The organism is Candidatus Pelagisphaera phototrophica (assembly GCF_014529625.1).
Classification (GTDB): domain Bacteria; phylum Verrucomicrobiota; class Verrucomicrobiia; order Opitutales; family Opitutaceae; genus Pelagisphaera; species Pelagisphaera phototrophica.
In genome coordinates this window covers 2,684,646-2,696,845 of sequence record NZ_CP076039.1, presented here as the reverse complement: position 1 = coordinate 2,696,845, position 12,200 = coordinate 2,684,646, and the positions used below count along the sequence as shown (strand labels likewise).

At 50.4% G+C, this 12,200-nt stretch carries 10 protein-coding genes; 6 read left to right on the top strand and 4 right to left on the bottom strand.

The features are described 5' to 3' along the window. Positions 1–85: 85 nt before the first annotated feature. The gene (locus tag GA004_RS11580) at positions 86–220 is read right to left on the bottom strand and encodes a hypothetical protein (RefSeq protein WP_283394025.1); all 135 of its coding nucleotides are present in this window, start codon (positions 218–220) and stop codon (positions 86–88) included. Between the two features lie 384 nt (positions 221–604). Between GA004_RS11580 and GA004_RS11575 the strand changes: the two genes are divergently transcribed. The 5 genes from GA004_RS11575 (at position 605) to GA004_RS11555 (ending at position 9,023) form a co-directional block, all read left to right on the top strand. Beyond that, positions 605–2,047, top strand: coding sequence for an efflux transporter outer membrane subunit (locus tag GA004_RS11575; RefSeq protein ID WP_283394024.1), 1,443 nt, complete (start codon positions 605–607; stop codon positions 2,045–2,047). Beyond that, entirely contained in the window at positions 2,025–3,233 is a 1,209-nt protein-coding gene (locus GA004_RS11570; RefSeq protein ID WP_283394023.1) for an efflux RND transporter periplasmic adaptor subunit, read from the top strand. Before GA004_RS11575 ends, GA004_RS11570 begins: the two co-directional genes overlap by 23 nt. A gap of 17 nt (positions 3,234–3,250) precedes the next feature. Further along, a complete protein-coding gene (locus GA004_RS11565) occupies positions 3,251–6,430 on the top strand; it encodes an efflux RND transporter permease subunit (protein WP_283394022.1) in 3,180 nt (1,059 codons plus the stop codon). A gap of 297 nt (positions 6,431–6,727) precedes the next feature. Next, positions 6,728–7,762 (top strand): galactitol-1-phosphate 5-dehydrogenase, encoded by a 1,035-nt coding sequence (locus GA004_RS11560; protein ID WP_283394021.1) that lies wholly within the window; start codon positions 6,728–6,730, stop codon positions 7,760–7,762. Positions 7,763–7,898: 136 nt separating this feature from the next. Beyond that, positions 7,899–9,023 carry a Gfo/Idh/MocA family protein gene (locus GA004_RS11555; protein ID WP_283394020.1) on the top strand — a complete coding sequence of 375 codons (1,125 nt, stop codon included), beginning with the start codon at positions 7,899–7,901 and terminating at the stop codon, positions 9,021–9,023. 275 nt (positions 9,024–9,298) lie between these two features. Here the strand turns inward: GA004_RS11555 and GA004_RS11550 are convergent, their stop codons facing one another. Together GA004_RS11550 and GA004_RS11545 are read right to left on the bottom strand one after the other, a co-directional pair. After that, entirely contained in the window at positions 9,299–9,481 is a 183-nt protein-coding gene (locus GA004_RS11550; RefSeq protein ID WP_283394019.1) for a hypothetical protein, read from the bottom strand. A 16-nt stretch (positions 9,482–9,497) separates the two neighbouring features. Next, positions 9,498–10,895 carry a purine-cytosine permease family protein gene (locus tag GA004_RS11545; protein ID WP_283394018.1) on the bottom strand — a complete coding sequence of 466 codons (1,398 nt, stop codon included), beginning with the start codon at positions 10,893–10,895 and terminating at the stop codon, positions 9,498–9,500. Positions 10,896–11,499: 604 nt separating this feature from the next. Between GA004_RS11545 and GA004_RS11540 the strand changes: the two genes are divergently transcribed. Then, a complete protein-coding gene (locus GA004_RS11540; RefSeq protein ID WP_283394017.1) occupies positions 11,500–11,808 on the top strand; it encodes a hypothetical protein in 309 nt (102 codons plus the stop codon). A gap of 10 nt (positions 11,809–11,818) precedes the next feature. Here the strand turns inward: GA004_RS11540 and GA004_RS11535 are convergent, their stop codons facing one another. Continuing rightward, entirely contained in the window at positions 11,819–12,007 is a 189-nt protein-coding gene (locus GA004_RS11535; protein WP_283394016.1) for a hypothetical protein, read from the bottom strand. Positions 12,008–12,200: the final 193 nt, after the last annotated feature.

Sequence of the window (12,200 nt, the reverse complement as noted above, 5' to 3'; positions counted from 1 at the left end):
TATTGTGAGAAATAGTTATCGTGCGTCCGTTGCGGTGTTGCGGTATCTTTGTTGCTATCGTCGCTGATTTTGAATGCGGGGACCTTTACAAAGGCTTTGGCCCTGCCTTCGCTTCCTTGAGAGCTCCTTCCACTGCTGTTTTCGCCACGGTAACGCAGCCGGTTGCAAAGAGGAAGGTTGAGAGAAGGAGTCCAAGGGATCGGGCGTCGAGAAATTTCATAGGCTTGTTTGTAACGTTGAATAGCTATTAGCTCCATTTGATCTTGGAAATATGCGAGTCGTCCTGTTTGTTCTTACAGGGGAACTTTCAAATTCATTTGCAATGGGTCTCGTAACTCGAAGTTTGCTGTGGTGCCCGATTCGTCGGTGGCTCCGGAGATCTTTGCTTTGCAGGTTCGGATGGCCGGCTCATGTTACGGTATGACGAAATCGGAAATCCGGATGTTAGCTGGCCTCCTCGGAACGGGGCAAGACAACTTGTGGAGTCGTCATGGGGATTATCCCGTATGAAATTGCTTAAAGTGTTTACTTAGAGGGAACTTGCTAGAATTCGTCCATATCAATTGCCTTGACCGTAATTCATTTCGATTTGTTTTGGTATCCAATGAGATCTCGCAAAACAGTAGGACCGGTGGCATTTATCATCTGCGTCCTGGCGAGCGGTTGCGCGATCCACAGGGTTAATGAGAAGGCGGCCGTCCCAGCAGTTGAGCTAAATACTGAGTTTGAACAGCACATGGGAGGAACGGTGCCCGACGATTCGTGGAATCGGTCCTGGTGGGAATCCTTCGATGATCCTGTGTTGAATGAGCTGATTCAAGAGGGCTTGGACGCCAATTTTGATTTGCAGGTGTTTCTGGCTCGAGTTGAGCAGGCCAGCGCGGCCGCCAGACAAGCGGGAGCCCGTTTGTACCCCACCGTAGAAATGAGCGGCAGCTACGAATGGGAGGAAGACGAAAGGATCACCGCTCCATCCACGGGTGATCTTGAGGAGTCCGCGAGCATAGGGGGTCTGTTGCGTTGGGAACTCGATCTTTGGGGTCGCCTTTCATCGGCTCGCAAGGCCCGGAAACTGCAGTTAGAGGCTTCCGTCCAGGACTGGTTGGATGCCCGATTACTCTTATCAACCGCTATATCCGAAAATTATTTCGAAATAAAAGAACAGCAAAGGCAACTGGAGGTACTGCAGGAGCAGATAGAGATAAACGAGTCCCTGCTGAAACTGACATCGCTCCGTTTCGGCCAGGGTCAGTCTTCAATTGTCGACGTGCTACAGCAGCAGGAGCAGCTTGACGAAACAAAAGCTCGCATTCCTGAAGTGGAGGCACGTATCGGCCAAGTAGAATACGTGCTGGATACACTTATTGGCAAGACTCCTGGATCTAGCCAGCGGCAGTTCTCATCAAAATTTTCTAACTTACCCCCTCTGCCGGATGTCGGCGTGCCCGCTCTGCTACTCGTGCGTCGGCCTGACCTGCGTGCCTCTCAGCAGCGAATCCTAGCGTTGGATCATCGAGTAGGGGAGGCCGTTTCCGAACAGCTTCCTACATTGCGAATTGGGGGAAGTCTCAACTGGAGAGGTGATCCTAAACTGGGAGATGCAATCAGAGCGGCATTTGCCGATTTAGCCTTACCTTTGTTCGCTGCCGGAGAAAGAAGGGCTCAAGCGAGATTGCGACAGGCAGAGCTAGAGGAAGCGCTGGCCCGCTACTCGGGCGATTTTTTGACCGCCGTGCAGGAAGTCGAAGCTGTGCTATTGCGGGAGCGAAAGTTGGAGGAACGGCTCGTTCTTGTTGAACGCCAGTTATTGACTGCTCAACGGCTTTTGACGGAGGCACGCAATCGCTTTAGCCAGGGGCTGACCGACTACCTCCCTGTTTTTACCGCCTTAAATATCGTCCAGAACCTCGAGAGGCAGATTGTGAGTTCAAGGCGGGATATCCTGAGCTCTCGTGTCACCTTGCATAGAGCCTTGGGAGGACCCATCTTTTCACCCAACGCCCCCGTAGCCGAATCAAACCCTAATGAAAAAAAAGTCACACGCTAGCACAATTCTGATTATATCCCTGATCCTTGTCGTAGGAGGTGGAGTGAGTTATTTGCTGATATCGACCGGGCCGGAGATTGTGCCTGAAGAAAAAGCGAGTTCGGCTAGGATCGTCCAGACCATTGCGCTCGCCGCTGAAACGCGATCGGTTTCCGTGAGCGCTTTTGGCAGTGTCATTCCAGCCAGAAAAGTGACGATAAGACCCCAAGTATCGGGACAGGTGATACATCAAAACGATTCGATTACGATTGGCGGTCGGCTCGTGAAAGGTGAGGAGTTGGTGCGAATTGATCCAAAGGATTACGAATTGGCACTTTCCGAAGTCAGGTCCAATCTCGAGCAAGCGCGATTCGAGCGTGAAGTGGAGAGTGGACGCCAGGTTATCGCGAAACGTGAATGGGATGAATTGCAATCGGATCTGGAGATCGAGGATGTGAATCGTTCGCTTGTTTTGCGTGAACCCCATTTGCGACGGGCCGAGGCGATGATGCAAAAGGCTACCAACGATATTGAGGTGGCCGATCTGCAGCTCTCACGTACGGTAATTAAAGTGCCTTTCAACGCTATGGTAGTAGAAGAGTCCATCGAAGTGGGGCAATTGCTAAGTCCCAATTCGACGATTTGTGAATTAGTCGGTACTGATGAATTCTGGATACAAGTGACATTGCCTTTTTCCGATCTGAAGTGGATCCGTTTTCCCAAAGATGGTCAGCTTGGGGCCATGGCGAATGTGATTTTGGATACGGGTGAAGGAAGCACGGCGGAATGGGAAGGTCGTGTTATTCGCTTGTTAAGCGATCTGGATCCACTGGGACGTATGGCCCGAGTCGTGATTTCGGTAGAAGATCCCTTGGGATTGCGCAGCGATTCGGAACAAAGTTTACCTCTGTTGCTGGGCAGTTACGTCGAAGTCATGATCGATGCGGGAACGCTCGAAAACACCTTGCGAATACCACGTGATTCCCTCCGGGAGGGAAATCAAATTTGGGTGGTAGGATCAGACAATCTACTCAAAGTCCTCCCTGCGAAAGTTCTTTGGCTAGAAAAGGAAACGGTTCTCGTATCGAATAATCTGGAAGAAGGTCAGCAATTAGTGGTAAGTGATCTTAGAGTGGCGCTTCCTGATATGAAAGTGTCACCGCAACCCTCAACCGCTTACCCTGAACTCGTAGCGGGAACACAATAGGAAGGTAGGAAAATACTATGGAACGCAATCCTTACAATGACACATCTTCTGCGACTGGGATTATCGCGTGGTTCGCTCGCAACCATGTAGCCGCCAACTTACTCATGTTTGCGATCGTAGTCGTGGGTATCGTGGTCGCTCGAAATATCCGACAGGAAATCTACCCCCTCTTCCAAGTCGACACAGTAGAGGTGGACATGCAGTACCGTGGCGCTAGCCCGGAAGAGGTAGAGCAGTCTATCATTCTCCCCATTGAATCAGAACTGCGCGGTCTGGAGTTGACACGACGAATAGAGTCGACTGCTTCGGAGGGTAGAGCGTCCGTGTCGGTGGAAATTATGCCGAGCTTCGACCGGAACAGGGCCTTGCAAGAGGTGACTGCCGCGGTGGCCCGCATTAGTCTGTTCCCGGATGAAATCGAACCTCCTCGTGTATCTCTAGGAACCAGCCGTCGAAGAGGCGTCAGCTATGTTGCGGTTTGTGGGGATGTGGACGAACGAACCCTTGCTCAGTTTGCGCGTCAGATTGAAGACGGCCTTTTGGCCCAACCAGAGATTTCTCTCGTTGAATTGGATGGTGTACGTCGCCCGGAAATTTTGGTTGAGGTACCGCAGGCTCAGCTACGCTCGCTGGATCTCACTTTGGGTGAAATTGCTCGGGCGATTGAGCAATCCGCCCAAGACGTGCCTGCGGGGACCATGAAGACGACCGGTGGCGACATTCTTCTAAAGACAACCGAACGTCGCTACTTCGGCAGTGAATTTGCGAATTTGCCAATCAAAAGTAGTAATACGGGTGGAGAGATTCGCCTTGGTGACATTGCTACGATCGAAGATGGTTTCGAAGAAACGAAGCGTGAATCCTACTACAACGGCAAGCCTACGGTTAGCCTCTCGGTTTATGCTTCTGAAAATCAGCCGCCAATGGCGGTATCCGAGGCGGTCAATCGCTACATCGAGCAAGTTTCCCCGACTTTGCCGCGTTCTGTTTTAGTGGAAGTTCGCTACGATCGAACGGAAGACTATCAAGAGCGAATCAATCTACTAAAGTATAATGGAACGGTGGGTCTTCTCCTGGTGCTGCTCGCCCTCGGTTTTCTGCTTGAATTGAGAGTGGCCTTTTGGACGGCGGTCGGAATTCCTGTATCGATTCTTGGTTCACTCATTCTCCTGCCGGTGATGGATGCCAGTGTGAATATGATCTCGGTATTTGGCTTCATCGTGACGTTGGGAATTGTCGTGGATGATGCGGTGGTGGTCGGGGAGGACATTTTCCATAAGTTGACACATGGAATGTCGCGCCTCGATGCAGCAGTTGCCGGTGTCAAGGAGATGACCATTCCTGTCATCTTTGCTGTCAGCACAAATATCATAGCCTTTCTGCCCTTGTTCTTTGTGCCCGGAGAAAGTGGCCGTTTTCTTCATGTACTCCCTGCGGTTATCATAGCGGTCTTTACGGTGTCTCTGGTGGAGGTGCTGTTGATTCTTCCCTCCCACTTGGCATTTGGCCGAAAGAATCGGCGCGAAGGCTCTTTCTTTACTCGGTTTGATCAGGCGCAAACGCGTCTTCGCATTCGTCTCGATGCGGCCATGGAGCGCTTTTATAGGCCGATTCTGGATACAGCGATTCGCTTACGTTATATAACGATCACCGTTTTTGCCGCTTCGCTTCTTGTGTTAATCGGTTACACGATGAGCGGACGAGTGAATTTCACGTTTAATCCAACGATCGAGAACGACTACATTCAGGCAGAGCTGGAAATGCCTACTGGGACACCTGTGGCGCGAACGCGGGAAGTGATATTTCAAATTGAGGAAGCGGCTAAGCGGGCCATTGATAAAATTGGAGAGGAAGGCATCGTTAGAAACTACAACGTCTCTATCGCTAGGCGGAACACGAATGGAGCCCGCGTTGCAGTGAAGGTTGTGCCGCAGAGCCAGCGGGAGGTCACCGGTGCCGGATTCGTGGATGTTTGGCGGAATGAAGTGCCTGAGATTCCAGATATGGAATCCTTGTTTTTCGACTACCTTGTCGGACCAGGGGGCGAAGCTGCCATATATATTCAGTTGGCCCATCCGGATGTGGGAACGTTGCGTCAGGCGGCTGAGGAGCTGGGTGAAATGTTGGCCCTGTATCCGGGCGTAACCGATATTCGGAAGGGTTTTGGCAGGGAAATGCCACAGATCAGTTTTGAGATTAAGCCAGCAGGGCAAGCTTTGGGTATCACTGCCCGCGATTTGGGACAGCAAATTCGAAATGCTTTTTATGGTGCGGAAGCGCTGCGTCAACCTCGAGACCGAGAAGAGCTCAGGGTGATGGTGCGTTTGCCCCAGGAGGATCGTAAGACGTTGAGCGCGTTGGAAGGGTTGTTGATTAAGGGGGCGAATGGGGCGGAGATTCCTATAAACCAAGCTGCTGAGATCATCGAGACGACTGCTCCGGTTCGTATTGATCGCGTTGATGGAGGTCGAGTGGTCAATGTGACTGCGAACGTCTTGTCCGATGTGACCAATGGGAATAAAGTTCTGACAGCAATGGGAAAAAGTGAGCTGCCTCAGTTGATAAATAGGTATCCGGGTTTACGTTACACTTTTGAAGGCGAACAGAGAGACCAGCGTGAAGCTACACGGAGTCTAAGTATCGGACTGACCGCCTCGCTATTTGCAATCTTTGCCATCATGGCTTCCATCCTAAGAAGTTACACTCAGGCTACTGTAGTGCTCCTGACGATTCCTTGGGGACTTGGGTCTGCGGTATTGGGCCACATAATGCTCGGGTTCGATTTGAGCATCTACAGCGTTCTTGGAATGATCGCCCTGTGCGGTATGGTAGTCAATGGTGGGTTTGTCCTCTCTATGACTCGAAATCGGTATAGGGAGCGAGGTCTGGATTCTTTCGAGTCCATCATTCAGGCGTCTCGACGACGCTTTCGTCCTATCTTTCTCACCGCGATAACCACTTTTCTGGGACTGGGTCCGATGATATTCGAAACCAATGAACAAGCGCTGTTTCTCGTTCCCATGGCCATTTCGCTGGGACTAGGGACTCTGGGTTCGAGTCTAGTTGTCTTGATACTCTTGCCGGTGGTTTTCGTGGTAATTGATGAATTGCAGGATATGATTGGTAAAGCGCAGGAGTCTAACCCCGAGGTGGAACCAGAGTTGGCAGGTGCTGCGATGCAGTGCGAAAGCCAGTAGGATACTCGGTTGGAAACATCAATTTTACCGCGTTATTTTCTCCGCTTGTTTTCCTAGAATCGGCCGCCTTTATTCCCTTTGGGTGAATATTCCGAAGCTTGTATTAGAACCCCTCTTGTCGGTGGCTTATTTACCCGGTACCTTAAAATACCTTGGGGCTTGCCCTAAGGGGACTTTATCCACTTTATCGGACTGACAACGATTGTGCCGTGCTGGGGTCTTGAATTTATAATGGTAGGAACGGTATGGGGTTGAAAATAGCTCCACGTGGCAGCCGCTGCAAATATTTAATTGGAAATGAAAGCTCTAGAACTAATTGAATACGAGAAATTTGAATACAAGGACATCGAAATTCCCGAGATTAAGTCAAACGAAGTCCTGGTCCGGGTCGCGGCCTGCGGTATATGCGGGAGCGATGTTCATGGTATGGATGGCTCTAGTGGACGTCGTATACCTCCCATTGTTATGGGACACGAAGCAGCTGGGACGATTTCTGAGGTCGGTTCTACTGCGGGAGAACAATGGAAGACAGGAGATCGGGTTACCTTTGATTCGACGGTCTATTGTGGTGAATGCTGGCATTGCCGGCGCGGCGAAGTGAATCTTTGTGATGACCGGATGGTGTTAGGTGTGTCGTGTGATGACTATCGTAGATATGGTGCCTTCGCTGAATATGTCGCGGTACCGGCTCACATACTTTATCGGTTACCGGACAATATCACGTTCGAGCAAGCGGCAATGGTGGAGGCGGTCTCGGTCGCGGTGCACGCGGTAGAGAGGACGCCGGTTCACTTAGGGGACTCGGCCGTGGTATTTGGGGGTGGTATGATCGGGCTTCTTTGCTTACAGGCTCTCAAAGCAGCTGGCTGTGGATTCACAGCGGTGGTCGATCTTGATGCGGGTAAACTAGAAACCGCGAAGAAGTTAGGAGCCGATCTATGTGTAAATCCTTCCGAATGTGATGCTCCTGAAGCGATACGAGAGGCAACGGGAGGCCGTGGTGCTGATATTGCGATGGAAGCAGTGGGAATCGCTCCCACATTGCAAGGGGCCATAGCGTCGCTTAGGAAAGGAGGAAGTTGCACGCTTGTAGGAAATCTTGCTAAAACGGTTGAGGTGCCATTGCAGGAAGTTGTTACTCGACAGATTTCATTGATCGGAACCTGTGCATCCGCGGGAGAGTATCCAGCGTGCTTGGATCTGATAGCACGCGGGGTCATCGATGTGGACTGCCTGATCAGCGAAGTAAAGCCTCTCGATCAAGGAGCTGAATGGTTTGCCCGGCTGCACAAAGGTGCAGAGGGTCTTACCAAGGTTATTCTTAAACCATGATTGCTCGAATGTTTTGGGCTTTGGGCGATTTCCGAATGCCTATCGAAATACTCAAATTGTGGGCGCTCGAAGCTCGCCGGCACCTAGAGTGGCAGGCTATATTCTGACACAATTGCGTTCGGTATAATAATTTTGTATGCGAAAAATTAAGACGGGTATCATTGGTACGGGAAAAGTGGGGCATTTGCATGCGGCCGAGCTCGCTTCAAACCAGAAAAGCGAGTTTACCTCGGTATTGGGACGAAGTCCTGAGAAAACTAATAAGTTTGCCGATCAGTATGGTGTAAAGGCTTACACCGATCTCGATGCCTTCTTGAAAAAATCTGGGGTGGAGGCGCTTTGTATTTGCACCCCGCATCCGGCACATCGTGATCCTTCTGTTGCGGCAGCTGAAGCAGGGGTTCACCTTCTAGTTGAAAAGCCTTTGGCGTCTTCTTTGGAGGATTGTGACGCTATTTTGGATGCGGTCGAAAAAAGCGGCGTGAAATTGGGTATGCTTTGCCAGCGCCGCTTTTACGAACCGTGCGCACGAGTCCATGAGGCCATTGAGGCCGGAAAGATCGAGCGACCCATTCTAGGAACCGTAACCGTGCTGGGTTGGCGTGACCAGGATTACTACGACAGCGACTCCTGGCGAGGCACTTGGAAGGAGGAAGGGGGGGGCGTCTTGGTGAATCAAGCCGTGCACCAGCTTGACCTTTTACTTTGGTATATGGGTCCCGTAGCTGAGGTCAGTGGCTACTGGGGTAACTTGAATCATCCGAGTATTGAGGTGGATGATACTGCAGTCGCCTCTATTCGATTCAAGTCGGGCGCTTTGGGTCAAGTGATTGTGAGCAATTCCTACAATCCGGCAATACATGGAAAGGTGAGTGTTTTAGGATCGAATGGATCTTTGGTAGGCGTTCAGACAGATGGCGGAGCCATGTTCATAGCAGGAATGTCAAAGATTGAGGAGCCTCCTTTGAACGACTATTGGACCGTTCCTGGGGAAGAGAGTAAGTTGCCAGAATGGATTAAGGAAGATACGGCTCAATTCAATCGAATCAATGCAATGGAACACTACCATGCCCTGAATATTGACGATTTTTTAGAGGCCATCATAGAAGATCGCGAACCCTGCGTAAGCGGACAGGCGGGTCGTGAAACGGTCGAATTGTTCACAGCCATTTATCGGAGCGGACGTGATGGAAAGTCAATTCAGTACCCCCTGTATCCGGAATATGATAGAAGCGATCTCGATGGTAGGTTGAGTACGTAGTTGGTAGGGCTGCTGGTCACGCCATGCTGCTCTTCATGATCGTAGGAGAGACTTTTACGCCGCGATTTGAAAAAGCCTCCCCATGGCAAGTCCGCGAAACTTCGAGGGGGCGGGCGTTCTCCGAGCGAAGCGACAGCGGTCGTTTTTATGAAATCGCGACGATCGATCATGCTTTTGGTTGTCTTCGAACGGGTTTGATTGGAAAAGTATGCCGGGAGTTTTGGATGAAAATTTTGTCGAGCAAATTTCCCGCGAAGTTATATATTATTATGGAACTAGTTCTGAACGACTGGATTTCGCTTTTGAACGATTGGGGCTGTTGCGATCCAAAGGACCGCAACGATTATCATGATCACTTTGACGGTCTCAAGACTCATCAAGTTAAATAGGAAAAGAAAAGCAGGGACGATCGTTAGTCCGAGTGCCAATCTCGATAGGATTTTCGGTAAAGTTTTCATGGTTTAAACGTTTGGTTTAGACAACTAAGGACTTTCGATTGAAGAGAATGTACAGGACTCCGCAAACGATCCAGCAAGGGAGGGGGAAAATCCATGGAGTAATGCCAATCGCCTGAATGAAATAGAGGGCGATTCCGACAGGAATCAGCCAGGCGAAGAGAACGGACAAATTGAAGGGTGACGATGGAACCGTATTGTGCAGTGTATCTGCGTTACCCTTACAGCGAAAGTGCCAATCAAAAAAGATAACGGCTCCGATGGGGGCGAGAATCGTTCCGTAGATGCCAACGAAACCGAGCAATTTCCATGCGAATGCCGGAAAAACGCCTGCGATCGTCGCTACCGATCCTGCAATCAACGTTACTTTGAATCTAGAGGTGCTGGGCACGATCGCCTGAAATGCAAGTCCAGCCCGATAAATCGTAGGGTTAGCGGTGGTCCATCCTGCTACGATGACGCATATAATTCCGGCTAGCCCAGCGACATTGCTGGCCATGGGTCCCGGAACAGGATTGGCGTCCTGGGAAAGTTTGATTTGGGCCGCTAACATAAATGCTGCTGCGATCCAGGCCATGTAGTGGCCGATATACATGCCCGCAGCGGAAGCCCAGCCATAGCTAGCCTTCTTGGCGAAGCGGAAGACAGATAGATCAGACATCCCGATATGCATGGCGGCGTTGCAGAACCAGGCAAAGAGGACAACGCTCCAAAATCCCATCGTCGACGTTCCTTGTCCTTCTTGAGCAAATACGATCGATGCCGTCCAAAGTTCGTTGAGTTCAGTCCACCCGGATACGTCGAGTTGTTTGAAGGAAATGATCCCGCACGAGAGAAATACAAGAACCATCCACGGAGCCGCGATATTGGCAAATTTGGCGACCGTGTCATATCCGAGCGAAGCCACTACGGCGATAATCGCTCCGACCGCAATCACAATGACGACAAAAGAAAGACTATTCGGGTACGAGTCTTCGATGGCGGGCATCGGCATATTGAAGGGAATGCCCACTGCGGTAGCGGATACGGTGATCATCGCTCCGGCGAGGAAGCAAAAGAGGATGCCGTTGGCTAGATTGTAAACTTTAACCAGCTTCTCGCCCGCAATTTTTTCCAAATGGTAGTAGAGGGTCAGGCGCGCTTTTGTCGCGATTGGGGCGCAAAGATAGCGCCAGCTGAGCACCGCCATAAGGTTTCCGAGTAGAAGACCGAAAAATATATTCTGAAGACTGACGCCGTTTAGGAGAAAGAGCGGTCCGATCATGAATTCAGTCCCTGCTGCGTGTTCACCGGCATACATACCCCAGAACTTGTTGGCTCCTTTCTGAGCTTTCTTTGGGACGGGTTCACGCTCGTATTCAAAGATTACGGGAGTTTCGATCGAAACCGGATTCCCGGCAGGGTCGGTGGAGCTCATAGTGAGGATAGAAGGGTCAGGGAGGCAAACAATGCCTTTGGCTGGTAACGCGTCAAGTATTAGAGGGTCGACTCCGTTAACCGCAATGAGAGGATTGCTTAACGGTCAGTGAAGTGTCCCAATGATAGTGGGCCAGTTGGATGCTGCAGCAGTTCCATTTTCGATTTGCTTAAACTTAGGCTATAGCACATGACTCACCCCTCTTCTGTTTGATGCGAATCTTATTATGGAATTGGGATTCGCTTGATAAGTGTATAAGAATGGCACGGAAGTCCGTTATGAATGGTGTTTAGATAGTATGTGTCAGAAGACCGGTCGCTTTCGCTATCCATGATTGACAACACTGATTCCGCATTGAGCTACGGCATTCAAGGAAAGGGTTCGGGTCGGAAAAGAAATAAGGCTGTCGTCATCCTTGTATCCTGAAGTGAGGACTTTTGCTCGCTTTGTTGTTTGTTTAGAGCGTGACGGAGGGTTTGAAGGAACCGGTGGAGATGTTTGAGTGCGAGCGTTTCAGTCTACGCGGCGGGGACAGTGTTTGCTCTTCCCTACGCGGTGCTGAGGTTTGGAATAGAGGGCTTTGGGGGTTCCAGTAATCTCCGTCGTGCAGAAATCCACGACGAGTTGTAATGATCAAGGGCTGCACGAGAGGCTGATCACGAGGAGTGAACGCAATGGTGTGAAGAAGCGACAAGTTGGAAGACTAGGTCAGACGGTACCCGGTTTCCCGGCCGCTAGTTTGCTGTTAGTGAGGGGTATGAATCCCGCTGCAGCACATGAGATGGCTCATTGGGAGAACTATGCTGTATACGGTTCAGTCTTTGGAGTCGGAGTCGTTACCGCCTTGATTGGTAACGCCATATATAAATGCTCCACCGCCGAAAATAAGAGTGATGCAAAAGCCGATAATTAGCAATATCAGATCATCCATCACGCCCCCCCGCCAATATCAGAGAACCAGCGGAACATATGGAAGGAACCCAAATACCAACGTACAGACCTTGTTCCTTGCTCCCCGTGAACCACAAGGCTACGGATAGCAGGAAGGAAATTCCAGCAGCGGCGAGGAATAATCCTTTAGCTTTGTTGATTCTGTTGGGTTCAATACTCATTTTCTTTTCAATTGTTTCGATGTTGTATTACGTGACCAAGCTGACTGAGAAATAGTAGCATAAAGATTAAACAGTCAAGCGAGAATAAGAGGGTATTGGGCATTTAATGAAACACTTAAGAACAGGATATAGGCTAGTATAGTTGTCCATTATCTGTTCTCTATGAGCGTCTCAACACCTTTGGGGAGTTTAC